A 24,983-nucleotide genomic window follows, 5' to 3' on the forward strand; every position below is an offset into this window, starting at 1 on the left:
CGCCCTTGCCGGATAAGGGAAAGGTGGGGGGACGAAAATCTGCCAGCCGCACCTATGAGCGGATCAGGTTATGACGTCCGGCGCGTCCCGACCCGTACGTTTGCGGATGTCCGCGATGGCGTCGGCGGCGCGCGCCACGTCGGCCAACGCGTCCTGCGGGTCTTGGACAAGGTCGCCCGACGGGTCTTCGTGGCGTTCGAGGTAGAGCCGGATCGTCGCCCCCGCCGTGCCCGTGCCGGACAGCCGCAGCACGGCGCGTCCGCCGCCTTCGAAATGCAGGATCACGCCTTGAGATTTTGCGGTGGAACCATCGACGGGGTCGGTATAGTCGAAATCCTCCGCTTCCGTGACGGTCAGGCCGTTGGCGTCATGGCCTGGAAGCGTCGCGAGCTTGCCTTTCAGGTCGCCGATCAGCGCGTTGGCGATCTCCGCGTCGATCTCCTCGTAATCATGCCGCGAATAATAGGTGCGGCCGTAACGCGCCCAGTGCTCGTCCATGATGTCCTTCACCGACTGCCCCCGCACGGCGAGGATGTTGAGCCACATCAGCACGGCCCAGAGCCCGTCTTTTTCCCGCACGTGGTCCGACCCCGTGCCCGCGCTCTCTTCGCCGCATATGGTGGCGCGGCCTGCATCCAGAAGGGTGCTGAAGAATTTCCAGCCTGTGGGCGTCTGGTGCGCTTCGATGCCAAGCGCCTCGGCCACCCGGTCGGCGGCGCCCGATGTGGGCATGGAGCGTGCGATGCCCTTGATTCCGTCGGCATAGCCGGGGGCGAGATGAGCATTGGCGGCGATCACGGCAAGGCTGTCGGACGGCGTGACGTAGATGCCGCGACCCAGGATCATGTTCCGGTCGCCGTCGCCGTCCGAGGCCGCCCCGAAATCCGGGGCGTCGTCGGACATCAGATGATCGACCAGCGGCTTTGCCCAGACCGGGTTCGGGTCCGGGTGCCCGCCACCGAAATCGGGCGAGGGTAGGCCGTTGACCACGCTACCGTCCCGCGCGCCGAGGCGTTTCTCAAGGATCTCTGTCGCATAGGGCCCCGTGACCGCGTGCATCGCGTCGAAACGCAAAGTGAACCCCCGCGAAAAAAGACCCCGGATCGCGTCGAAGTCGATCAGCGTCTCCATCAGGTCGGCGTAATCCGCCACCGGGTCGACAATATCGATCCGCATGTCGCCGAGCGCGTATTGCCCGACGGTCGACAGGTCCGGTGCTGTGTCCTTCGCGATATGGTATTCGCCGATCACCTCGGTGCGAGCATGGATCGCATCGGTGATCGCCTCCGGGGCCGGGCCACCGTTGGCGATGTTGTATTTCAGACCGAAATCACCCTCGAGTCCGCCCGGGTTGTGCGAGGCCGACAAGATCAGCCCGCCATCGGTTTCGTTCATCCGGATGAGGTGGCTCGCCGCCGGGGTCGACAAAATCCCTTCACGCCCAACGATCATCCGTGCGACGCCGTTCGCTGCACCCATGCGCAGGATCGTCTGGATCGCCTTGTCGTTGAAGAACCGCCCGTCACCGCCCAGCACATAGGTCTTTCCCGCCGGTTCGATCACGTCGAAGATCGCCTGCACGTAATTCTCGAGGTAATCGGGTTCGGAGAAGACGGCGGTTTTCTTGCGTAGCCCGGACGTGCCGGGTTTCTGGCCCTCGATGGGCCGGGTGGCGCGGGTCTCGAATGTCATCAGGTCTGTCCCAGTCGGTCGATTTTCGTTGAGAGGTGAATGAGCGTCTCGGTCGATTTCACCCCGTCGATGGTTCCTAAAAGATCGAGGGCGGCGTCGAGTTCCGCCGTGGTTGGTGCCGCGAGGGTGAGGACGAGGTCGGCGCGGCCCGACGCGGTATGCGCGCTTTCGACCTCCGGCATCTTGGCCAGCCGGGTAACGACAGCGCCCGTTGCACGAGGTTCCAGCGCCAGAAGCACGGTCGCGCGAATCTCGCCGCGCCGGATATCCTGGCCCAGTCGAACGGCATAGCCGGCAATCGCTCCGGTGCGCTCGAGCCGCTCCAGCCGCGCCTGCACGGTCGACCGCGCAAGACCCAGATCACGGGCAAGATCGGCGACCGGCCGGCGGGCGTTTTCCGCAAGCAGGGAAAGCAGTTGGCGGTCGGTATCATCCATATCGTCAGGCAAGCCGACGATTTGCCGAAAGTAAACACCAATTCGCCCTTTCCGACCATTTGAATCGGCGCATTTGCGCGCGACCATCAAGGAATAAGCGAGCAGGAGCACATATGTCCCGATTTTCACCTATCTGGGCCACGGAGATCGACCATCTTCAAGCGACCCGACCGACCGACCCCGTCCTCTACTTCGCGCCCGAGGCGCTCGACGCGACCCATGCGCGGTTTCGCGAAGGCTTTTCGGGTGAAGTGACCTATGCCGTGAAGGCGAATGACAATCCCGGCGTGATCGCGACGCTCGCCCGTGGCGGAATGCGGGCCTTCGACGTGGCCTCGCCCGCCGAGATCGACGCGGTCCGGGCGCTCGTCCCGGAAGCCGTGCTTCATTACAACAACCCCGTGCGCGGACGGTGGGAAATCGACGCGGCGGTCAAGGCCGGAGTCGCCTCGTATTCGGTGGACGGGTTCGGAGAGTTGGAAAAACTTGCCGAAGCCGTGCCGAAGGGTGCGGAAATGTCCGTGCGCCTCGCCTTGCCCGTAGATGGCGCGGCCTACCATTTCGGCACCAAGTTCGGCGAAACGCCCGAAGGCGCGGCGGCCTTGCTCCGCGCTGTCGTGGCGGCCGGATATGTGCCGTCGATGACCTTCCACCCCGGCACCCAATGCAAATCCCCCGATGCCTGGGTCCGTTATATCGAGACCTGCGGCGCCGTCGCCGAGGGCGCAGGCGTCACGCTCGCGCGTCTCAACGTGGGCGGCGGTTTCCCGTCCGACCGGGGCAAAGGGGCGGCACTCGAGCCGATCCTGGAGGCAATCGAGGCAACCGTGCGCCGCGTTTTTCCGACCGATCCGCCGAAACTTGTCTGCGAGCCGGGGCGGGCAATGGTCGCCGACGCGTTCACGGCGGCCTTCAAGGTCAAGGCCGAGCGCGAGTGCGGCGGATTGTTCCTCAACGATGGCATTTACGGCCTGCTCGCCGAACTGCCGATCATGGGTCCGCATCAACGTCTCCGCGTGGTGACGCCCGAAGGCGACATGCGACGGGGTCATCCCCGACCGCGAGTGCTCTTCGGGCCGACCTGCGACAGCCTCGACGTCCTGCCGGAAACCGTGGACCTGCCCGGTGACGTGGCCGAAGGCGATTACGTCATCTTCGACGGCATCGGGGCCTATTCGACCGCCACCAACACCCGGTTCAACGGCTACGGCGCCTACGACATCGTGACGGTGCGGCGGTCTGGACATCGCCAATGGCCCCGTTAGTCTCGCCCCGAAACCGCGCGGGGAGTCATCATGGAAAAGTTCGGCAAGGCGCAGGCGTTCACACGCCTCGAAGATGTTCGATTTCTGAAAGGTGAGGGGCGTTACATCGACGATATCGCGCCCGAGGGAGCAGCGTTTGGCTATTTCTTCCGGTCTCCCGTCGCGCATGGTTCGATCACCGAGTTGAACGTCGAGGAGGCGCGCGCGGCCGAAGGTGTGCGACTGGTCCTGACCGCCGACGATCTTGAAGCGGCCGGCGTGCGTATGGACATGTGGGGCGTTCAGGCGCCGAACCGCGACGGCACCAAGGGCGCGAAGCCTCCCCGCCCACCGCTCGCACAGGGCAAGGTGCGCTTTGTGGGAGAAGCAATCGCGTTCATCGTCGCCGATACGCTCGAAGCAGCGCGGGACGCCTCGGAACTGATCGAGGTGGATTTCGACGAGATCGACGCCAAGACCGACCTCGCCCCCGGCGGGCCTTTGGTGCATGACGACGTGGCCGACAACCTCGCCTATGACTTCGGGTTGGGCGATGAGGAGGCGACCGAGGCCGCTATCGCCAATGCCGCGCATGTGGTGACGAAAACCATCCCCGATACCCGTGTCTATGCCGTCTCGATGGAGCCACGCGGCGGGTATGCCGAGGTTCTGGAAGATGGTCGCCTGCATCTCGCCATGTCCGGGCAGGGGGTCTGGGGGCCGAAGGGCCAAATCGCGAAGGCGCTTGGAATCGAAGAAGACCAGCTCAGGGTCACGACGCCCGATGTCGGCGGCGGCTTCGGGATGAAGGCGCAGATGTATCCGGAATACATCGTGCTCACCCACGCTGCTCGCGCGCTGGGCGCGCCGGTGCGATGGATGGCGGATCGCTCGGAATCCATGCTGTCAGACAACGCGGGCCGCGCGCTGACCACGACGGCGACGCTGGCCTTTGATGCAGACCACAAGATCACCGCCTACAAGGTCGAAACGCTCTCCGATCTCGGCGCTTATGCGAGCCAATTCGGACAGGCGATCCAGTCGAACCTTTTCGCCCGTGTGCTGACAGGCGTCTATGACATTCAGACAGCCTGGCAGAATGCACGGGGCATCTACACGAACACGGTTCAGGTCGATGCCTACCGGGGCGCAGGGCGGCCCGAGGCGATCTACGTGCTCGAACGCATGATGAATGCCGCCGCGCATGATCTCGGCGTCGATGCCTGGGACCTGCGGCGCAAAAACTTCATCCCCGCGGACAAGTTTCCTTATGAAACCGTGTCGGGCGAGACCTATGACGTGGGCGACTTCAACCGCGTCCTGTCGCGTGCAGCGGAAGAAGCCGATCTTGCGGGCTATATGGCCCGTGCCGAGGCGTCCAAGGCGAACGGCAAGCTTCGCGGTGTCGGGCTTGCCTATTACATCGAGTCGATTCTCGGATCGCCCGAGGAAGACGCGACCATCGAGTTCACGGACGAGGGGCGCGTGCTGCTTTACGTCGGCACGCAATCGAACGGGCAGGGGCACGAAACGGTCTACGCCAAGTTCCTGTCCGATCAGACGGGCATCCCGGTCGAGCGGATCGAAATCGTTCAGGGCGACAGCGACCGCATTGCACGGGGCGGCGGCACGGGCGGTTCACGCTCCGTCACCGTTCAGAACAACGTGACGCTGGTGGCCGTGGAAGCGGTCGTAACCGGGTTCAAAGGCTTTCTCGCGGATCAGGAAGGCGTCGCGGCGGACGAGATCACCTTCGACGACGATGTCTTCCGCATCCCCGGTTCGAACCTTACGCCGACCATGCTCGACGTCGCCGCGCTGGCCCATGCGAAGGACCGAGACGATCTTCTGAAAGTCACGGAAACCGCCAAACTCCCGGCCCGGTCGTTCCCCAACGGCGCCCACGTGGCTGAGGTTGAGGTCGACCCCGAGACCGGCGAGACGCGCCTCGACCGCTATACCGTCACGGACGATTTCGGCAACATGATCAATCCGTTGCTGGTCGAAGGTCAGGTGCATGGCGGGATCGTTCAGGGGGCAGGGCAGCTTCTCATGGAACACGCTGTGGTGGATGAGGACGGACAAGTCCTGAGCGCAAGCTTCATGGACTACGCCATGCCGCGCGCCGCTGACATGCCGTTCATGAAGTTCACCACCGAACCCGTGCCCTCGACCGCGAACGTCATGGGCATGAAAGGCTGCGGCGAGGCGGGTACCGTCGGGTCCATGGGTGCGATCGGCAATGCGATGGCGGACGCGCTGTGGCAGGCGGGCGTGCACGACGCACAGATGCCGTTCACACCGCAAAGGGTCTGGCAGATGATACGAAACGCGCGTTAAACCGGAATCATGTCGCTTCGACGCAGGCTCAATCGCGCGCTACATGGCCTCACGGATGGCGGGTTCACCCGGCTGCGCAAATGGTTCCGGGGTAAGGTGCTCTGGGCCGGGGCGCAGACCGTCACGCGCGAACCCGTCACACATGTCATCGTGCTCGACGGCACCATGTCGACGCTGGACGCCGGACGGGAAACCAACGCCGGTCTGGTCTATCGCATGATGGACGAAATGCGCAGGCGAGGCACCGCACCCCGTGTATCGGTCTATTACGAAGCCGGCATACAGTGGCGCAACTGGCGCTCGGCCTGGCCGGTGGCGACCGGCAAGGGCATCGACAGCCAGATCCGCCGCGCCTACGGGGTGCTGGCGAGCCGATACCGACCGGGCGACAGGATTTTCCTGTTCGGCTATTCACGGGGCGCGTTTGCCGTGCGCTCGCTCGCCGGGATGATCGACCGGGTCGGGCTCCTGCGCCCCGAGGCGGCGACCGAGCGCAACGTGCTGACGGCTTATCGCCACTACGAGGCGCACGAGGTGAGCGCGGCGGGCCGCGCCTTCGCCCAGGTGCATTGTCACGGCCATGTCGAGATCGAGATGATCGGGGTCTGGGATACGGTGAAGGCGTTGGGCCTGCGCTGGCCCGTGATCTGGCGCTTGTTCGAGAAGCAGCATCGGTTTCACAATGCGAGCCTCGGGTTGAACGTGCGCCACGGCTATCACGCACTCGCGCGGGACGAGACCCGAAAGGCCTACGATCCGCTCCTTTGGCGTACCTATGGCGAATTTCCCGGCCGCATCGAACAGGTCTGGTTCCCCGGCACGCACGGCGATGTTGGTGGCCAACTCGGCGGCTTCGAACCGGCGCGGCCCCTGGCCTGGGTATCGCTTAACTGGATGTTGGCGCGGGCCGAAGAGGCGGGCCTTCCGCTCCCCGACGATTGGCATACGCGTTTTCCCGCAAACCCGGACGCCCCGTCGATGGGCAGAAACCACGGCTGGGGCAAGTTTTTCGTTCTGCGTGGTGTGAGGCGACGGGGCTACGACCCGTCCGAGGCGGACTGGCAACCGAACATGGTCGCGACGGGACAGAATTTCGCGACAGAAGCGGAAGCCTGACTGTCCCGAAGCTTTTTGGGTTAAATGGCCGAAGTTCCAGGATTCTAGAATTCTAGAATCCCGGCATCCCGCGCCGGAAATTCCCTTTGAATTCAAAGGCCCGGACTTGAAAGAGGTTAACAGGGCGCCGATTCAGACTGTCGCCAAACCCTCGTCGCGACGTTCACGCGACCTGCATGATAATGCAGGTGGTCGAGCCGGTGGCGTAAAGCTTGCCATCCGCCACCCCCCTGATTTCGCCGTTTGCAATACCCGTCGAACGACCCGCATGCTGGATCGTGCCTGTGGCTTCGATCTCCATGTCGAGCGGGATCGGCCGGGTGATGTTCACCTTGTATTCGAGCGTCGTATAGACCGACCCCTTGGGCACCATCGTCATCACGGCACAGGCCATGCAGGAATCGAGCAAGGTCCCATACCAGCCGCCATGCACCGTCCCCATCGGATTGCAGAAATCGAAAGTCGGCGCGCCGCGAAACACGACCTTGCCCTTCTCCACATGCACCGCCTCGTAATTCAGCGTCGCACCGATGGGCGGGCCGGCCAACTCGCCCGCCAGCATCCGTTGCATGAAGTCGAGCCCCGACATGGAAAGGGCCTCCGCCTGACTGGGCAGGTCTTCGAATTTCGTCGCGCGCATCATCGTCCTCCTGTCCTCGGAAGGTCGCTTCGGTCTGCGCCTTGGGCAAGCGTGACGTTGGGTATCGCCCGTTATTCGTCGGGAAACGCGCCGAGGTCGGTCCCGACCATGTGGTCGACAAGAAGTGGCACGACCCCGTCGAGGTTGGCCTGACCGATGAAATTCGCCCCGCTTTCGCGCAGGACGACCATGATCGGCTGCCCCTCCCACTCGACCTCGCCGCGCAGATCGAGCCGCGAATTGCCATAGCACCCGCCGCCCGATCGTTCGGCGTCGATGAAAAGGTGCAGCACGGTCTTGGCGTCGTCGCCGTCAGTGAACGCAATGCCCTGTTTTTCAAGCGCCGCACGGGCGATCCCGGCAGCCTCGCCCGCATTGGTCCAGCAGCCGTCCTCGGCAGCATCCTCGTAGCTGAACCCGACCGGCGAGATGTTGGCCTTCGTATAGGGGTGCACCTCTTCGTTCTGCGCCAACAGAGGCAGGGGAAGGCAGACAGCCGCCATAAAAATCCGTTTCATTTGCAAATCTCCTCAAGGAATGACACTCACGGTTTCACCTGTCCGGCACGCTGTCAAAGATTCCTCCGCCGACTTTGCAGGTGCAGCGAAAATTTTTGGCATTCACGCCGTTGACACCGCCTTGTGACCTCCCTAGCTATGCGCCGTTAGCACTCGCCACATGTGAGTGCTAATCTGGACAAACCGAGTTTGAGGAGCCTCAGAGATGGCATTTACTCCCCTGCATGACCGCGTTCTCGTCGAGCGCGTCGAGAGCGAAGAAAAAACCGCTGGCGGCCTGATCATCCCTGACAGCGCCAAGGAAAAGCCGGCCGAAGGCAAGGTCGTGGCTGTCGGCGCTGGTGCCAAGGACGACGATGGCGAGCGCATCGCGCTGGACGTCAAAGCGGGTGACAAGATCCTGTTCGGCAAATGGTCGGGCACCGAGATCACCCTCGACGGCAAAGAGATGCTGATCATGAAAGAATCCGACATCATGGGCATCATCGCCTGATCGTCGCACCCGAAATTATTAGAATTCAGGAGCTGAAGAATGGCTAAAGAAGTCAAGTTCAACACCGAGGCCCGCAACGCGATGCTGCGCGGCGTCAACACGCTTGCCGATGCCGTCAAGGTCACCCTCGGCCCGAAAGGCCGCAACGTGGTTCTCGATAAATCCTTCGGTGCGCCCCGCATCACCAAAGACGGTGTGTCGGTCGCCAAGGAAATCGAACTCGAAGACAAGTTCGAGAACATGGGCGCCCAGATGGTGAAGGAAGTCGCTTCCCGCACCAACGACGAAGCAGGCGACGGCACCACCACCGCCACCGTGCTCGCCCAGTCCATCGTGACCGAAGGCATGAAGGCAGTGGCCGCTGGCATGAACCCGATGGACCTCAAGCGCGGCATAGACCTCGCCACCTCGAAAGTCGTCGAAGCCATCATGGCTTCGGCCCGTCCGGTGAACGATTCCGACGAAGTCGCTCAGGTCGGCACCATTTCCGCCAACGGCGAGACCGAAATCGGCCGCTTCATCGCCGACGCGATGCAGAAAGTCGGCAACGAAGGTGTCATCACCGTCGAAGAGAACAAGGGTCTCGAGACCGAAGTGGATGTCGTGGAAGGCATGCAGTTCGACCGTGGCTACCTGTCGCCCTACTTCGTGACCAACCCGGACAAGATGATTGCCGAGCTGGAAGACTGCTACATCCTGCTGCACGAGAAGAAGCTCTCCTCGCTCCAGCCGATGGTTCCGCTCCTCGAGCAGGTCATCCAGTCGCAGAAGCCGCTCCTCATCATCGCTGAAGACGTCGAAGGCGAAGCGCTTGCCACCCTCGTGGTCAACAAGCTGCGCGGCGGTTTGAAAATCGCTGCCGTCAAGGCTCCGGGCTTCGGCGATCGCCGCAAGGCCATGCTTCAGGACATCGCGATCCTGACCGGCGGTCAGGTGATCTCGGAAGACCTCGGCATGAAGCTCGAGTCGGTCACCATGGACATGCTCGGCACCGCCAAGAACGTGAACATCTCGAAAGAGAACACCACGATCGTCGACGGCGCTGGCGACAAGGCCGAGATCGAAGCCCGCGTTGGGCAGATCAATCAGCAGATCGAGGAAACCACCTCGGATTACGACCGCGAGAAGCTGCAGGAGCGTGTTGCGAAACTCGCAGGCGGCGTGGCCGTGATCAAGGTCGGCGGCATGACCGAAGTCGAAGTGAAAGAGCGCAAGGACCGTGTCGATGACGCACTGAACGCGACCCGTGCGGCCGTTCAGGAAGGCGTGATCGTCGGCGGTGGCGTGGCTCTCGTGCAGGGTGCCAAGTCGCTCGACGGCCTCGAATCCGCAAACGGTGACCAGGCTGCCGGTATCGCCATCGTGCGCCGCGCGCTGGAAGCTCCGCTGCGCCAGATCGCCGAAAACGCCGGTGTCGACGGTGCCGTGGTTGCGGGCAAGATCCGCGAAAGCGACGACGTCAAGTTCGGCTTCAACGCGCAGACCGAAGAATATGGCGACATGTTCAAGTTCGGCGTGATCGACCCGGCCAAAGTGGTGCGCACCGCGCTCGAGGATGCAGCCTCGATCGCCGGTCTGCTCATCACCACCGAAGCCATGGTCGCCGACAAGCCCGAGCCGGCCGGTGCCGGTGGCGGCATGCCCGACATGGGCGGCATGGGCGGCATGATGTAAGAGCCGTCTCCGCGACAGCGGAAACGACGAAATCCCAGAAGGGCGGCGCGCAGGCGTCGCCCTTTTTCACGTCTCGATCCGACTTTAGTGATGGAAACATAACGACTTGCGTTGGAGACACGGAAATCTCGTCGCAGCCGTCTTAAAACTGACACCGGTCGTTCCTATGTAAACTCGTGTAACATAACAACGGGGACACGTCATGTTTCGCCAAGCTATTCTCCTTTTCCTATTGATCATCGCGACACCTCTTGCGGCGCAGGACGGGGGCAGCTTTGCCTTCGGTGGCGACCGGTTCGAAGCGGGCCGCACAGTGGAAATCTCTGATGAAACCGACGGCGACCTGTTCGCTGCCGGCAACCGTGTTGCGCTTGAAAGCGCCGTCGAGGGCTCTGTTCACGCCGCAGGGCGCATCGTCTCGGTCGACGGGGATGTCGGCGGAAACGTCTATGCCGCCGGGATGGATGTCGAACTGTCCGGGGCCGTGTCGGGCAATGCCAGCCTCGCGGGCGACACCGTGACCGTGAACGAGCCCGTTTCTGGCAACATCCGCGCCATGGGGTCGACCGTGACGCTCACCGCGCCGGTGGCGGGAAGCGCCATTCTGGGCGGTGAGACCGTGAATATCGACGCCGCCATTTCCGGGGATCTCGCCATTGGCGGTGAAGACATCGACTGGGGCGAGGCGGCCGAGGTCGCGGGCGAAGTCCACGTTTATGCAGAGGAGGGCGACGAGCCGGAGATTCCGGCCCGCGTCGCCCCGGCAGATCGCGTCACTTTCCACGACGTGTCGCATTGGGAAGACCAGATGCCCGACGGGTTCGAAGACGACGAGCCGCGCGGGTTCTGGGCGCGTCTCGGCGGGCTCTTCGGAAGCGTGCTTGTGACCGGCCTCCTTGCCTTTGCACTAGCCGCACTGGCACCGGGCTTCATGGCGTCGATCCGCGAACGCGTCCTCGACCAGCCGGGCCGCAGCCTCTGGATGGGTGCGCTCGGGCTCGCGGCGGTCGCCGGGTCGACCGTGGTCCTCGCGATGACCGGCATCGGTATTTTCATCGCGCCGCTCGCGATCTTCGCTGCCGTCGCACTGGGCTTCGCGGGCTACGTGATCGGGGCCTACCTGCTGGGTGCATGGCTTCTGACCGCTGTCGGCCAGGATGCGCCCGACAGCACGGCGGATCGTGCCATCGCGGCCTTTGTCGGCGCTGGCCTGATGACCTTCGTCGCCCTGATCCCGTTCATCGGCTGGCTCGCCGTCGTCGCGGTGCTTCTGATCGGAATTGGCGGACTTGTGATCCGCTGGTTCCGGCCTGGCTTCTATACAGGGGCGTGATGACCGCGCATCGATTCTTCCACCGCGCCCTGGCCCTCGGCCTCGGCGCGGTCCTCTCCACGGCCTTGGCGCTCCCCGCCCGGGCTGATTGCGTCGTGCTGCTCCACGGCCTGTCGCGCACCTCCGCATCGCTCCTCATCATGGAAAGCACCCTGAAGCAGGCGGGGTATGACGTGGTGAACCGCGACTATCCTTCCACAGATGCCCCGATCGAGCAGCTTGTCGAGGCGGTCCCCGAAGCCGTGGCCCGGTGCCCTGACGGCCCGGTGCACTTCGTCACCCATTCGATGGGTGGCATCCTTGTGCGCGCGTGGCTCGAAGACCACCGCCCCGACGACATGGGGCGTGTCGTGATGCTCGCCCCCCCGAACCATGGCACACAGGTCGTGGACGAATTGGGCGATCTCGCGCCGTTCGAATGGATCATGGGTCCAGCCGGGCTGGAGCTCGGCACCGACCCCGGATCGACCCCGAACACGCTCGGCCTGCCTCGGTTCGAACTCGGCGTGATCGCCGGGAACAGGTCGCTCAACCCCATTCTGTCCTCGATGATCGACGGCGAGGACGACGGCAAGGTGTCGGTCGAGTCGACCCGGATTCGCGGCATGGACGATCACATCGTCCTGCCGGTCACTCATACCTTCATGATGTCCAACCCGCTCGTCATTGCCGAAGTGATCGCCTTTCTGCAATCGGGCGCGTTCGACCACGAATTGACGATAGGGGACGTGCTCGACCGGATCGCGCGTGAGGCGGGCTACCGCGACTGATCCACGATCCTGCGGGCGGTCTCTTCCAACGTCGTCTCCGACAGGTCCGGCAATCCGAAAACATGCGCAGGGGCGGCATCCCCCCTGATCCGTTTGTAAGCCGGGTCGTAATGCCGGTTGATGAGGTCAGCGGCCAGCACCTCCCACGCACCGTCGAATGCCATTTCCTGCCAGGCATCCACGATCTTGTGGCCGTGATAGCGCCGAAGCCGGTTCAGCGTTTCGTTGAGCCGGGCGGGGTTCCGCACGATGTCGGGATAGGTCTCCATCAGATGACGCGCACGCGCCGCAAGCGGGGCAGAGATTTCGGTGAACGGCGCGGCCCTCATCGCGGCCCAGAGGCTTGGCGGCACGAGCAGATCACCGACCTTGCTGCTTTCGGCTTCGACGAACACCGGGCGCGTCGGGTCCAGCGCGTCAAGCGCGGCTGCCACGCGGCTCTCGAACATCTTCTGGCTGGGCTGCCCCGATCCGATCTGACCGAACAACGACCCGCGATGTTCCGCCTCGCCCTCGAGGTCGACGACCTGACCGCCTGCCGCCGCGATCTGGTGCAGAAGCCGGGTCTTCGCCGTGCCGGTGCCGCCCTCGATCAGGTGGACCTTGTGCGGCAGCGCCCGGTCGTGAAGCGCCCCGACAACAAGCCTGCGATAGCTACGATAACCGCCCTCGACCACGTCGGCCCGCCACCCGATCTGGCTCAGGATCGAAGCGAAGGAGTTCGACCGCTGCCCGCCGCGCCAGCAATAGACCAACGGTCGCCAACCGCCGGGGCGGTCTGCCAGCACCGTCTCGATGTGATGCGCCGCATTACGTGCGACCAGCGCCGCGCCGATCTTGCGCGCTTTGAACGGGTCTTCCTGCACATAAATCGTGCCGACGCGCGCGCGCTCCTCGTCGCTTAAGACCGGAAGGCTGATCGCCCCCGGCACATGGTCCTCGGCGAATTCCGAAGGTGATCGCACGTCGATGATTTCGTCGAAGGGCAATCCAGCGAGGTCTGACAAAGCTGCGAGCTTCACCGCCATATCAGCGCCCGTGCCCTTTCAGGATCGTCAAGGCGGTGAGACAAAGCAGTTTCGCATCGAGCTTGAAGCTCGCGTTTTCGATGTATTCGATGTCCAGCCGCGTCTTTTCCCGGGTCGCCTCGACGCCCTCGGCATATCCCAGTTTCACCTGGGCCAATCCGCTGATGCCGGGTCTGATCCTGTGCCGGTCGCGATATTCCGGGATGGCACGCAGGTATATACGTGCATGTCCGAAAAAGTCCGGCCGCGGGCCGATCATGCTCATTTCGCCCCGCAGGATGTTCACGATCTGTGGCAATTCGTCGAGTCGCGTCCGGCGCATCATGCCCCCCAAAGGCGTAATGCGATCATGTTCCAGAGGCTCGTCATGGCGGCGAGGAGCGGATTTCAGGTCCGTCATCGTTCGGAATTTGAATGCGGCGAACGGTCGGCACCCGCGCCCCATGCGGGGTTGCACGTAAAAGACCGGACCGGGATTGGCGAGAGGGTTGAGCACGACAAGAGCGACCGAGACGATCACGAACAGCGGGATAAGCAGAAGGGCCGCGACGATATCGGCAAGGCGTTTCGCTCCCCAGAACAGAGACGACCCACCGGGATGGCGCACCCGCTCGTCCGGGGCCGGCATCGTTTTTGCTTGGCGTTGGTCGTTCAACCTGTCCTCGGAAACCTGCGCGTTCACTGGCGCGGGTTGTAGCCCGAGCGACCGGGTTCCGCCACTGAAATGCGTTATCGCCGCCGGGGCTTGCCTATCGGCTCAGGGCAGGGGAAAGAAGAGCCATGCGCAAAAACGCGAAGATTCAGATCTATTGCAATTACGAGCATCCCGGCGGCATCGAACGGGTGAGCTTGCGCCTGCGCGCGCTTCTCGGGCGGTCGCAACGTCCAGCCGGGCTGATCTCGCTCTTCGGTGATCCAATTTTCGGACATGAGACCGCCGCATTCAGCAACACGTCGCTGGCAGGGCAGGTCCTGATCTTCTCGCGCAAGGGCGATCTGCGCGAGATGGGGGCGCGTGCGCGCAAAGCTCGGCTGATCTACTGGCGCCATGTCCCGGTGACGCAGCGCGGCTACAAACGGTTGATCGAAATCGCTTTCATCGCCTGGCTTTCGCGGATCGGACAAATCGTGTGCGTCTGCGATGACCTCGCGGCCGAGGTGGTGGCCCTGCCGTTCGTGAACGCCAACAATGTCCGAGCGTGTTATTCGCCGATCGGTCGGAACGTTCCACCCCTCGTCGATATTCGCGAACCTTCGGGCAATGGCCCGCTGAAGCTGGTTTATTTTGGGCGGCCGGGCACGCAGAAGCGGCTCGATCTGGTGCTCTGGCAAGTCGATAATGCTCGCTACAACAATGTGGATGTCGAGTTGACCGTATATGGGTATGACGGCGTTCCCGAAGGTGGCGAGATGGATGGCGTCACCTACGCCGGCATCGTGGAAAAGCCCACCGAGGCGATGCGCGCCGCCGATGCCGTGATCCTCATTTCGGAATACGAGGGCTTTCCGACCGTGATGGTCGAAGCCGCTCTCACCGGCACGCCGATCATCGCCAACGACTTTCGCACCGGCCGTGCCGATTTCGAGCGCCTGATCGGGCCGGTGACAGGTATAGACGCAGAAGACCCGTTGTCCCTGGCCCAGGCGCTGAGCACACTTCCAACCGGGCAATACAACATGTCGGCCCTTTCGGACGAGGTTCTGGCGGAAGATTGGCTCCGGGTGCTTGATGCCGCACGTTGAGACGCCACAAATCGAAAAAATGAAATTCTGGCCGCGCAATTTGAGCATTTCGGTCAGTGTTTTGCAGCATAAGTGCAAGGGGATCGGCGCATGAATGCCCCCCCAGACACCCCGACAAGGCTCGCCGAAACCCAATTGATCCGGACAGGTGATGCGTTCCTCGACTGGGTATTCGCATCGCGAGGAACGCCCGAGGCTGTCTGGTATCTCAATCCTTATACATTGGCACATCTCGACCGGGGGCACATTCCGCACGCCGCAGAGGCACGCGTCGTCGCGGACGGACGGCTCATGGCCCGCTCGATCCGCCAGGGCCTCGGCGGCCCGTGTGAAAGCCTGCATTTCGATTTCTCAGGAATGGCGGGCCGCGTGTTCCATGCGATGGAAGAACGTGGCGCCCGGCTCGCCGTGCTCGGCGGCAAACCGGGCGAGGCCGCGTCTTTCCGCCGCCATGTCGAAACCCGCTACCCGAAGCTCGAAATCGTCTATGCCGGTGACGGGTATTTCCACATGAGAGAGGCGGGCAAGGTCGCCCGCCGGATCGCCGAGACGCGGCCCAATGTCCTCATCGTTTCCATGGGGTCTCCGCGTCAGGAAGAATTCGTCACGACCCTCCCGCAGCACACGGACCACCCGATGGCCGCGATCACCTGTGGCGGTTTCGTCGGGCAAACCGCGACGCGGCGGGAAAACTACTACCCGAAAATCATCGTGAAGCTGAACCTGCGCTGGGTCTACCGCCTCTATCGCGAGCCGCAGATGTATGCGCGGGTGATGAAATACTACATCCCCTACATGATCCGAAAACGGCTCTTCGGCCCTGACCTGCCGTTCTAGGCGAACTCTTCCTGATCGGCCCGCGCCGCCGCTTGCAAGTCCTTGAGAAAATCGGGGTCTGCGGCATGCACCCGGTTCCACGTCGGGATGAAGGGCGTTTCATGCGGGTTGTCGAGAAACACGTTCCCCGCCCGGATGATATTCTCTGCGAACAGCTCGATCGTCTTCTCCTCGCGGTGCCGGTCGATGAGTAACCCGTTCATCTTGGCGTCGTTGTAATAGCCGTCCAACAGGTCGAGCGCCTGACGGTAATAGGTGGCCTTCAGGGTGCGGAACACGTTGGGCGTGAACACCGTGCCATCGGCGGCGAGCTTGCGGAAGATCGACTTGCAGATGTCCGTGGACATGCGGCTCAGGCCCGTCGAGGCGTCTTCGGCGGACAAATCCTGATGCTTGTGGTCGTAATTGTCGGCAATCTCGACCTGGCAGACGCTCTTGGGCGCAAGGTTGCGCCAAGCCTCTGACAAGACGCCGATTTCCAGCCCCCAATCCGACGGGATGCGCAGGTCTGGCAGGATAAAGGTCCGCATCGCGAACTCACCCGACAGCGGATAGCGGAACGACCGCAGATAATCGAGGTAATCGCGATCCCCGATCACCTTTTTCAATGCGATCAGGAGCGGCGAGACAAGAAGGCGCGTTACCCGCCCGTTGATCTTGCCGTCGCCCACGCGGGGGTAGAACCCCTTGGCGACCTGATAGGGGAACGCGGGGTTCGCGACCGGATAGACCAACCGCGCCAGCATCTCGTTCGTATAGGTGGTGATGTCGCAATCATGGATCGCCATCACCGCGCTGTCGGCCCGCCCGATCAGGTACCCGATGCACGACCACACGTTCTTGCCCTTGCCCGGCTCCTGCGGGGCGAGACCAAGACCCTCGAGCCGCGCCTGCATCTCGAGCATCCGGGGGCTGTCGTTCCAGATGACGATATGCTCCTGCGGCAGCCTGTCGAAAAACGCGCGGGCATGCCGAAACTGGTCCTCGTTGGCACGGTCCAGCCCGATGATGATGCGGTGGAGGTAGGGAACCTTTGCAAGCTCATCGAGGATGTTTTCAAGAGCCGGGCCTTCCAACTCGGAATAGAGCGACGGCAGGATCAGGCTGATTTTCCGGGTCTGGGCAAACGCCGCAAGCTCGTAATTGAGCTCCTCTGTCGAGCGTGAGCGAAGGTTGTGCAACGTCGTGATGTTGCCGTTCTGGTGAAAGTCAGCCATCCGCAGGCCCCCCGCTCGATATTTTCAAATCGTCAATAGCCTGACCCAGTGCCAAGTTCCACCCGACCGGGCCGGGTTCGGGGGCGCGACGGATCGCCCCGGTCGCCTCACCGATGAGCGGCCCAATGTCGGGCGCATCCGGGTTAGGGATGAGAATGCCTTGGTCCGCAGCCTCCAGCATCTCCACGTCATTCGGCGCATCTCCGAGCGCGATCGTGTGGCGCGGCGCGAACCGAGCCACGAGCTCCGCCATCGCGTCCGCCTTGGTCCTTCCGTATGACAAGGTCAGGAAACGACCGCCCATCCGCGCGGTAACGCCCTGTTTTTCCAGCATATCGCAGAACGCCGCACGCGCCTCGGCATCGCCCGACCAAAGCCCGGGTTCCGAAAAAGCGCGCGCGCCAGCGCGCCGTGCCGCATCATCGGGCAGCCCGGTCACATCCGCGATCTCCGTCGCGCTCATGTCGCCGAACCCCCGGAAATACCCGCGCAATGCCATGGGCAGCGCGTCGAGCGTTTCACGGAGTTTCCCGTAATCGCCGCCCGCGTCGGGCGAATCACCCGGTTCGAGAAGACCCGCACCGTTCTCGACGATGGCGGGCCAGTCCGCCAACCCCATCTCGTCACGCAGCACCGCGATCTCGGCGCCGGTCTTGGAACTCGCCAGAACTACGCCCCCGCCAAGCGCGCGCACCCGGTCGAGCGCCGGTTTCGCCGGGGACCAATCATAACTGTGATGGTCGAGAAGTGTGCCGTCGAGGTCGGAAAAAACGAGCAGAGGGAGCGTCATGGAGGCAGCGTGGTGTTTGGGGTCGGAAACTTCATCCCGGAAGACGGTCAGGCGTTGTCCGATGAAAGCCGAACCTCGCAATACTGCACGAATTATGTGCCACTTGCCTAGTTCCCGGGCGGTTTGCGAAGTGCGGCGCGGCGTTGCGCGGGGCAGGGGTGCATGCTAAGCACCGCCGAAGCCGCAGAGACCCCCCGATGACGCGAATTTTCAACGCCGCGAGGCGACGCTATCACAGGATGCGCAACGCGAGCGCAGCCCGGTCCGAGGCGCAGGATCTCGTGGCGTATCAGGCCCGCGTGCCGCTCGACCTGGATGACGTAGGCCCCGATCTGCTCGCGGCTTTCAAAGCCAAATTCGACCCGTCCCGCACTGACGCGGGCGCATTCGCGACGCCGGATGAGATCATGCTTTTCGTCCACATTCCCAAGACCGCTGGAATGTCGTTGGGCCTGACCCTTCAAAAAGCTTACGACGTCTTTCGCCCGGTGGCCTGGGACCGGGTGGTGGAAAGCTTCGACGAGGAAACCCGCGCCGCCTATGCCGACCGAAGCGTCGGGCGGCAGGTCGTCATCGGCCATTACGGATGGCCCCGGATCGCGAAACTGAAGGCGGCCGGACTGCCGGTCCAAGCCGGATCGTTCCTGCGCGATCCCGCGGCGCGACTGGCCTCGAATTACGACTACAATTGTTCCCCCGCGCATCCCTGGCACGCCGACTTTCGGGCGCAATACCCCACGTTTGAAGCCTATATCGAAGGCTTTCAGCCCAATTTCCAATGCATCAAACTGGGCGGTGACGACGCGACGCTCCCCCAGGTCATCGAAACGCTGGTCGCGGATTACACCTTCCTCGGCCTGACCGAAGCTTTCGGCGCGTCTCTTCGGCATCTCGGCAGGTCTCACGGGCTTGCTGGCCTGACTGAATTCGCCCAGAACCGCGCCCCGAACGATAGCCCAAGAACCCGCATCACCCGCGCGGCGCGCGAAAAGATCTATGCCCGCCACGGCGACGATCTGCGGCTGGTTCGACTCTTGAAAGACCTCTACGGCCTTTAATTCAGCGACTTGATCCGGCGCAAAGCCCAACGGTAGCTCCGGGCGAGATAGGGCCGCAGCCACGGCACCTTGGCCCCGACCGCGCGACCCCCCCTTAGCGCCGCGCGTTTATAAGTCTCCGAGCGGCCCAGCCGTGCGCCGAGCGTGCGATGCGCGATCGTCCCCTCGAGCACCTCGAGCCAGAACGGCGTGCGCTCCAGCGCGGTCCAGTATTCATGCGCAAAATGCACGTCCGGATAGGTCCACGGCTTGTGATGCGCGGCCGCGAAATGGATGATGAACGGGTCATGTTTTGACGCAAGCGCTTCGCGGTGATTGTTGACAGGCACGTCGAGATACTCGTCCACGTCCGAGTTGAACACGTTGTAACGCGCGGGAAGGCGTAGGTAGCTGTCCTTGAAATACTCGTTCAGGATGTCCTGATCGCGGAAGAAATATTGCGTCTTCTCAACCATGTCCAACAGATCGCGCCCGACTTTGGGCACATCCATCTTCGCAAAGTTCAGCACCATAAGACCGGCGTTGAAATAGGAATTGATCTGCGCGTCGCTCATCCCGAGCTTGTCGCGCAGATATTGGCCCAGGTCCGGGATCGAGGCTTCCTTCGTCACGACCTTGGCGGCGAGCACGCGGGTCATGATGAAATCGGGCACGGCGGCCAGTTGGTGCTCGCCCATATCGACATCGAACAGCTCGGCAATATCGCCCTTCAGAACCATGTCCACGTCGATATAGATCAGCCTGTTTACATCCGGCAGAAGCTCGAACAGCAGGAACCGGTTGAAGGTCGCATTCGTAGGCGCGTGATGGCGGGCGCGGTAATTCGCGCCGAACGGATTGCCCACGTTGATCGGATGCAGGCTGATATGCGGCGCGCCGTAGAGAATGGACTGCAAGAGTTCGAGATCCCGCGCCGCGATACTCTCGTGCATGTAGAACAGGTTATACCGCCGGTTCGGGTCCGCGTGATCGACCAGCGTGCGCACCATCGCACCGGCATGGGGCAGGTAGTTCCGGTCCGAGGAAAACGCCACGTTGACCTCGTCCGCGCCATTGAACACGTCGCCCGAAAGGTAGGGGAAGGCCAGCGATTGCGACAGGTTGAGGATGTTGACCCGATGCACCTTCGCCTTCGGGTTCTCGCGCAGGTATTTTCGCGCCCAGACCGTGAACAGCCGTTCCGCCATGAAGCCGAGGTAGCGCGAATTGTAGGGGCTGACGAAATCACGCGGAATGTCCGATGCGGCGAGCGCATCGAGCAGGTCGAACATCCATGCGATATAGGGCTCGATAATCTCCCGTCGGGCGAGGAACATGTTAGCCAGCAACAATTCACGCCCGTCCAGAACCGCCCGCCAATCCTCGAGGTATTCCGGGCTTTTCTCGGCAATCCGCGTCTCGATGAAATCGAGATCGCGCGCGTCGTGCTGTTCGGAATAATTGACCCGCACGGTCATCGGCATCTTGTGCGCGACCGGGATGACAAGGTCGATGTCGGGGTTCGCGGCCAGCCAGGCCTCGGTCTTCTCGGCATAATCGGACATGCGCAACTCGCCGGGGTGCACCTCGGTCGCGGCCGACGGCAAGGTGCGGTCGAAGTCGAGAAGCCGGCGATAATGCATGACCCCGAGATGCGTGCTCTCGGTGTCGTTCTTCCACGCCCAATAAAGCGCGGTGAGTTCGCAATAGGAGCCGTTAAGCGCCGAGATGTTCTCGCCCGTATCGTCGCCGATCATGCCCGCGAGCGGCGCGCTCGCCTTGGCCCGACCCACGTGGATCGGCACGATCGACGGGCTTTCGATCATCGAGGACGGCTTGTGATAGGCCGTGTAGAGCGAGGCTTTCATGCAGGTCTCCGCGACTGTCCCCGCGCCTGTTTGCACAATGGTCGGGGAAGGTCAAACGCGGCCCGCGTTCAGGCCTTTTTCTTGGCGGTTTTCTTGGTCGTCTTCTTGCGCCCGCCGCCTTTCTTGGCGGCCTTCTCTGCGATCAGTTCAACGGCCTTTTCCATCGTCACCTCTTCGGGCTTGATGTCCTTGGGCAATGTGGCGTTGACCTTGCCCCATTTGACATATGGCCCGTAGCGACCGTCCATCACGTTCACAGGCCCGCCCTCATCGGGATGCTCGCCAAGCTCTTTCAACGCCTTGGCCGCCTGTCCGCGCCCGCGACCGGGGTTCAGCCGCTTCTCGGTGATCAACTCAACCGCGCGGTTCATGCCGATCTCGAACACCTCCTGCGGGTCCTTCAGATTGGCGTAAACCGGCTTTGCCTCGTCCGGCATCTGATGCATGACATAAGGGCCGAACCGACCGAAATTCGCCTTGATCGGCGCGCCTTCGTGATCGCCCACGATGCGGGGCAGGCTTAGAAGCGTGAGCGCCTTTTCCAACGTCATCTCATCCGGCGTCCACCCTTTCGGGAGCGATGCGCGGTCGGGCTTTTTGTTGTCTTCCGTGGCTTCGCCGCGCTGGACGTAAGGCCCGAAGCGCCCCGATCTCAGCGAGATTTCGTTCCCGTCCTCGTCTTCCCCGAGAATACGATCGCCCTGCGTCTCCTCGCCGCCACCGATGGGGCGGGTGTAGCGGCATTCGGGATAGTTCGAGCAACCGATGAACCCGCCAGAGCGCGACGTCTTCAAATGCAGATCACCACTGCCGCAAAGCGGGCATTTGCGCGGGTCCGACCCGTCCTCACGCGGCGGATAAAGCTGCGGCGCGAGCGCTTCGTCGAGCTTGTCGAGCACTTCGGAGATGCGCAGCTCGCTCGTCTCGGCGATGGCGGCCGAGAAGTCTTTCCAGAACCGCGCCAGCAGCTTCTTGTAATCGACACCGCCTGCCGAAACCTTGTCGAGGTCCTCTTCGAGTTCGGCGGTGAACTCGTAGCCCACATATTGCCGGAAGAAGTTGAGCAGGAAGATGGTGACGATCCGGCCCTTGTCCTCGGGGATGAGCCGGCCCTTGTCCTTTCGGACGTATTCCCGGTCCTGGATCGTGGTGACGATAGAGGCATAGGTCGAGGGCCGCCCGATGCCCAGTTCTTCCATCTTCTTGACCAGCGTCGCCTCGGTGTAGCGGGGCGGGGGCTGGGTGAAGTGCTGTTCGGGCGTGACTACCCTCCGGGGCCTTTTCGCCTCTTTTCCAGACGCGCTCGAAACGTCGTTCTTGGGGAATTCGTCGCCCTGCGTCATCTGCGGCAGACGCTTGTCGTCGTCATCCTCGATCACGTCGTCGTCGCGACCTTCTTCATAGACCTTGAGGAACCCGTCGAAAAGCACGACTTGCCCCGTTGCCCGGAGCCCGACCTGACCATCCTGCGACCCGATTTCTACTGTCGTGCGTTCCAGCCGCGCACCTTCCATCTGGCAGGCCAGCGTGCGCTTCCAGATCAGGTCGTATAGCTTGCGCTGATCCGCTTCCAACCGCGACAATTGCCCGGCGTCGAGGCTCATATCCGTAGGCCGGATACATTCATGAGCTTCCTGGGCGTTCTTTGCTTTGTTCTTGTAAACGCGCGGTTTTCCGGGAACGTATTCGGCCCCGTAGCGGGTCTTGATCTCCTCGCGCGCGGCATCCACGGCTTCGGGCGCCATGTCGATCCCGTCGGTCCGCATATAGGTGATGTAACCCGCCTCATAGAGGCGCTGGGCCGTCGACATCGTCTGCCGGGCACCGAAGCCGAACTTGCGGCTGGCTTCCTGCTGAAGCGTCGAGGTCATGAAGGGGGCGGAAGGATTGCGGCTGGCCGGCTTTGCCTCGACCGACGTCACCGTCAAATCGCGTTTGTCGATCGCCGAAACGGCGAGCCTGGCCGCTTCTTCGTTTGCGAGGTCGTAGCGGTCGAGTTTCTTGCCCGCGTAATTGACCAGCCGGGCCTCGAAACTCTGACCGCGCGGCGTGGTGAGCTCGGCTTTGACCGACCAGTACTCGCGGGCGTTGAACGCCTCGATCTCCATCTCGCGCTCGACGATGAGCCTGAGGCAGACCGACTGCACCCGACCCGCCGAGCGCGCACCCGGCAACTTGCGCCACAGGACCGGCGAGAGGTTGAACCCGACGAGGTAGTCGAGCGCGCGACGGGCGAGGTAGGCCTCGACAAGGTCGCCGTCCACATCGCGCGGATTCTGCATCGCTTCCGTCACCGCAGACTTGGTAATGGCGTTGAACACCACCCGGCTGACAGGCGTGTTCTTCTTGATCGCCTTGCGTTTGCGCAGCGCTTCCTCGAGGTGCCAGGAAATCGCTTCGCCTTCGCGGTCGGGGTCGGTGGCGAGGATCAGGTTGTTGTCGTCCTTGAGCGCGTCGGCGATCGCCTTGACGTGTTTCCGGCTGTCGTTTCCGATCTCCCACGTCATGGCGAAATCGTCGTCGGGATTGACCGAACCGTCCTTCGGGGGAAGGTCGCGCACGTGTCCGTAGGATGCCAGAACCGTGTAATCCGAGCCGAGATACTTGTTGATCGTCTTGGCCTTAGCCGGACTTTCCACGACAACGACGGGCATAAAATTCCTTTCGACTCAACCGGGGCCTTTGGAGCGCCTAGATGTGTCGCGGCACCCTGCCTTGTCAATGGCGGGCCGTATCACGGGGCGGTGTGGCGGCTAATGTTTCCGGCTCAGAACGCCGCCGGGACCGCGCAGGATCGCGCCCTCCATCTCCATCTGTGTCAGCTCCGAAGTCACGTCGCTGGCGGGTTGCGACAGGTCGCGGATAAGCTGGTCCTCGGGAAGCGGGGCCGTGTCCAGCCGGTCGAGGATCATCTGGTGCAATTGCAAGGTCTCGGCAAGCGTCCGCGTCTCGACTGGCGGCGCGGGCAACTGTTCCGTTTCGGCGACGTTTTCCGACATATCCGGCTGCGGCGCATGGGCGTCGGGCATCTCGGCCAGGACCGACAAGACATCCTGCGGCCCGCGCAGAAGCGTGGCCCCGTCCCGGATCAGCCGGTTGCACCCGGCAGAGCGCGCGTCGAACGGATGACCCGGCACCGCGAACACCTCACGCCCCTGTTCGAGCGCCATCTCGGCGGTCATGAGCGAGCCGGACTTGGCAGCGGCCTCGACGACCACCACGGCACGTGACAGGCCCGAGATGATACGGTTGCGTCGCGGAAAGTGGCGGGCCTGCGGCGAAAGCCCCATCGGCGCTTCCGACAGGCGCAGACCGGCGCGTGCGATTTCTTCCCCTAATACTGTGTTTTCAGAGGGATAAACGACATCGACGCCACCCGCAAACACCGCGATGGTGCCCGTTTCCAGCGCGGCCTGGTGAGCCGCGGTGTCGATCCCGCGGGCCAGCCCGGATACGATCACCTGACCCTCGCGGCCAAGTTCGCCCGAAAGCCGTCGCGACATCCGCAGGCCGAGAGAAGAGGCATTGCGCGCCCCGACGATCGCGGTCGGAAAGCGGGTCAGCAGAGAGGTATCGCCAAGTGCCCAGAGGATCGGGGGCGGGTCGGGGATGTCGGCCAGCCGGGCCGGGTAGTCGGAACTGCCGTAGGTGAGCATCACGGCCCCGGTTTTCGCAGCCCAATCAAGCTCTTGCTCGACGACGGGCAGGGGGCAGATCTGGTAATCCTGTTCCCCTGCGGCCTGTGCGATCTCGGGTAGAACGTCAAGCGCATCTGCGGCGGATCCGTGTTCGTTCATGAGCCGGAAGAAGGTCGTCACGCCGACGCGGCGCGAGCGCAAGAGACGAAGCCAGGACACCCTGTCTTCCGTGCTTTGGGGTGGGGTGAGGGGGTGGTTGGAAGGGAATAAATCCACGGGGCTACCTGATTCCGTCTCTTGCCCCTTAACCATGCGCCACAAATGGTTAAGGGCAGGTTACTGGCCAAAATCCGACGTATGGATCGCGTATGTAAGACGTGTGGAAAGCGTATGGATCGGGTCTGGCATCCGCCGCCCGACAAATCTGGTTAACGTAGCGGACGCACCCCCCAATACGGGCAACCCGATCCGCTTCATTGTTCCAAAAATACTTCAGGAGGTCCGGAGGACAGCGTCCTCCGGAGGCGGCGCCAGCCGCCTTCCCCCGCGACGCGCTCTGCGCGGCGCA

General features: G+C 63.0%; 21 protein-coding genes. 10 read left to right on the forward strand and 11 right to left on the reverse strand.

All coding sequences use genetic code 11. From position 1 onward, the window contains the following. Nucleotides 1-63: 63 nt before the first annotated feature. Nucleotides 64-1,692: an alpha-D-glucose phosphate-specific phosphoglucomutase gene (locus KJP28_RS07265; protein WP_218391905.1), complete on the reverse strand. Its 1,629-nt coding sequence runs from the start codon at nt 1,690-1,692 to the stop codon at nt 64-66. Beyond that, the gene (locus KJP28_RS07270; protein ID WP_218391906.1) at nt 1,692-2,129 is read right to left on the reverse strand and encodes an Lrp/AsnC family transcriptional regulator; all 438 of its coding nucleotides are present in this window, start codon (nt 2,127-2,129) and stop codon (nt 1,692-1,694) included. Before KJP28_RS07270 ends, KJP28_RS07265 begins: the two co-directional genes overlap by 1 nt. Nucleotides 2,130-2,242: 113 nt before the next feature. On the opposite strand from KJP28_RS07270, the gene KJP28_RS07275 reads away from it, so the two are divergent. The 3 genes from KJP28_RS07275 to KJP28_RS07285 are packed head-to-tail and all read left to right on the forward strand — an operon-like array spanning nt 2,243 to nt 6,829. After that, nucleotides 2,243-3,394: a type III PLP-dependent enzyme gene (locus KJP28_RS07275; RefSeq protein ID WP_218391907.1), complete on the forward strand. Its 1,152-nt coding sequence runs from the start codon at nt 2,243-2,245 to the stop codon at nt 3,392-3,394. Nucleotides 3,395-3,424: 30 nt separating this feature from the next. Next, nucleotides 3,425-5,713 (forward strand): xanthine dehydrogenase family protein molybdopterin-binding subunit, encoded by a 2,289-nt coding sequence (locus KJP28_RS07280; RefSeq protein ID WP_218391908.1) that lies wholly within the window; start codon nt 3,425-3,427, stop codon nt 5,711-5,713. A gap of 9 nt (nt 5,714-5,722) precedes the next feature. Next, nucleotides 5,723-6,829 (forward strand): DUF2235 domain-containing protein, encoded by a 1,107-nt coding sequence (locus KJP28_RS07285; protein WP_218391909.1) that lies wholly within the window; start codon nt 5,723-5,725, stop codon nt 6,827-6,829. 163 nt (nt 6,830-6,992) lie between these two features. On the opposite strand, the gene KJP28_RS07290 is transcribed toward KJP28_RS07285, so the two are convergent. Next, a complete protein-coding gene (locus KJP28_RS07290; RefSeq protein WP_218391910.1) occupies nt 6,993-7,472 on the reverse strand; it encodes a PaaI family thioesterase in 480 nt (159 codons plus the stop codon). A 68-nt stretch (nt 7,473-7,540) separates the two neighbouring features. Further along, a complete protein-coding gene (locus KJP28_RS07295) occupies nt 7,541-7,987 on the reverse strand; it encodes a hypothetical protein (RefSeq protein WP_218391911.1) in 447 nt (148 codons plus the stop codon). A 205-nt stretch (nt 7,988-8,192) separates the two neighbouring features. On the opposite strand from KJP28_RS07295, the gene groES reads away from it, so the two are divergent. The 4 genes from groES to KJP28_RS07315 all read left to right on the forward strand — a co-directional run bounded on the left by groES (nt 8,193) and on the right by KJP28_RS07315 (nt 12,257). Further along, nucleotides 8,193-8,480: a co-chaperone GroES gene (gene groES / locus KJP28_RS07300; protein ID WP_218391912.1), complete on the forward strand. Its 288-nt coding sequence runs from the start codon at nt 8,193-8,195 to the stop codon at nt 8,478-8,480. A gap of 39 nt (nt 8,481-8,519) precedes the next feature. Continuing rightward, nucleotides 8,520-10,154 (forward strand): chaperonin GroEL, encoded by a 1,635-nt coding sequence (gene groL, locus KJP28_RS07305; RefSeq protein WP_218391913.1) that lies wholly within the window; start codon nt 8,520-8,522, stop codon nt 10,152-10,154. Nucleotides 10,155-10,356: 202 nt separating this feature from the next. After that, nucleotides 10,357-11,487: a DUF8173 domain-containing protein gene (locus KJP28_RS07310; RefSeq protein WP_218391914.1), complete on the forward strand. Its 1,131-nt coding sequence runs from the start codon at nt 10,357-10,359 to the stop codon at nt 11,485-11,487. Next, on the forward strand, nt 11,487-12,257 hold the full coding sequence (locus tag KJP28_RS07315) for an alpha/beta fold hydrolase (RefSeq protein ID WP_218391915.1): 771 nt from the start codon (nt 11,487-11,489) through the stop codon (nt 12,255-12,257). Before KJP28_RS07310 ends, KJP28_RS07315 begins: the two co-directional genes overlap by 1 nt. On the opposite strand, the gene mnmH is transcribed toward KJP28_RS07315, so the two are convergent. Both mnmH and KJP28_RS07325 read right to left on the reverse strand, forming a co-directional pair. Further along, nucleotides 12,245-13,285, reverse strand: coding sequence for a tRNA 2-selenouridine(34) synthase MnmH (gene mnmH / locus KJP28_RS07320; RefSeq protein ID WP_218391916.1), 1,041 nt, complete (start codon nt 13,283-13,285; stop codon nt 12,245-12,247). The genes KJP28_RS07315 and mnmH overlap by 13 nt on opposite strands. A 1-nt stretch (nt 13,286) precedes the next feature. Beyond that, the gene (locus KJP28_RS07325; protein ID WP_218391917.1) at nt 13,287-13,913 is read right to left on the reverse strand and encodes a sugar transferase; all 627 of its coding nucleotides are present in this window, start codon (nt 13,911-13,913) and stop codon (nt 13,287-13,289) included. A gap of 152 nt (nt 13,914-14,065) precedes the next feature. On the opposite strand from KJP28_RS07325, the gene KJP28_RS07330 reads away from it, so the two are divergent. Continuing rightward, nucleotides 14,066-15,028 (forward strand): glycosyltransferase family 4 protein, encoded by a 963-nt coding sequence (locus KJP28_RS07330; RefSeq protein ID WP_218391918.1) that lies wholly within the window; start codon nt 14,066-14,068, stop codon nt 15,026-15,028. A gap of 90 nt (nt 15,029-15,118) precedes the next feature. Continuing rightward, on the forward strand, nt 15,119-15,865 hold the full coding sequence (locus KJP28_RS07335; RefSeq protein ID WP_218391919.1) for a WecB/TagA/CpsF family glycosyltransferase: 747 nt from the start codon (nt 15,119-15,121) through the stop codon (nt 15,863-15,865). Here KJP28_RS07335 and KJP28_RS07340 read toward each other — a convergent pair. Both KJP28_RS07340 and KJP28_RS07345 read right to left on the reverse strand, forming a co-directional pair. Further along, entirely contained in the window at nt 15,862-17,082 is a 1,221-nt protein-coding gene (locus tag KJP28_RS07340) for a glycosyltransferase family protein (RefSeq protein ID WP_218391920.1), read from the reverse strand. The two genes, KJP28_RS07335 and KJP28_RS07340, sit on opposite strands and share 4 nt — an antisense overlap. Then, on the reverse strand, nt 17,075-17,872 hold the full coding sequence (locus KJP28_RS07345; protein WP_218391921.1) for an HAD-IIB family hydrolase: 798 nt from the start codon (nt 17,870-17,872) through the stop codon (nt 17,075-17,077). Before KJP28_RS07345 ends, KJP28_RS07340 begins: the two co-directional genes overlap by 8 nt. 197 nt (nt 17,873-18,069) lie before the next feature. Here KJP28_RS07345 and KJP28_RS07350 point away from each other — a divergent pair, with 197 nt between their 5' ends. Further along, complete coding sequence (locus KJP28_RS07350) at nt 18,070-18,930, forward strand: sulfotransferase family 2 domain-containing protein (protein WP_218391922.1); 861 nt, start codon at nt 18,070-18,072, stop codon at nt 18,928-18,930. Here KJP28_RS07350 and KJP28_RS07355 read toward each other — a convergent pair. The 3 genes from KJP28_RS07355 to dprA all read right to left on the reverse strand — a co-directional run bounded on the left by KJP28_RS07355 (nt 18,927) and on the right by dprA (nt 24,634). After that, nucleotides 18,927-20,777: a DUF4422 domain-containing protein gene (locus tag KJP28_RS07355; protein ID WP_218391923.1), complete on the reverse strand. Its 1,851-nt coding sequence runs from the start codon at nt 20,775-20,777 to the stop codon at nt 18,927-18,929. The two genes, KJP28_RS07350 and KJP28_RS07355, sit on opposite strands and share 4 nt — an antisense overlap. A gap of 68 nt (nt 20,778-20,845) precedes the next feature. Next, nucleotides 20,846-23,431, reverse strand: a complete 2,586-nt coding sequence (gene topA / locus KJP28_RS07360; protein ID WP_218391924.1) for a type I DNA topoisomerase — start codon at nt 23,429-23,431, stop codon at nt 20,846-20,848. A gap of 99 nt (nt 23,432-23,530) precedes the next feature. After that, nucleotides 23,531-24,634, reverse strand: a complete 1,104-nt coding sequence (gene dprA / locus KJP28_RS07365; RefSeq protein WP_336245312.1) for a DNA-processing protein DprA — start codon at nt 24,632-24,634, stop codon at nt 23,531-23,533. Between the last annotated feature and the right edge of the window lie 349 nt (nt 24,635-24,983).

It is taken from the genome of Maritimibacter dapengensis, assembly GCF_019218265.1.
GTDB classification, from domain to species: Bacteria; Pseudomonadota; Alphaproteobacteria; order Rhodobacterales; family Rhodobacteraceae; genus Maritimibacter; species Maritimibacter dapengensis.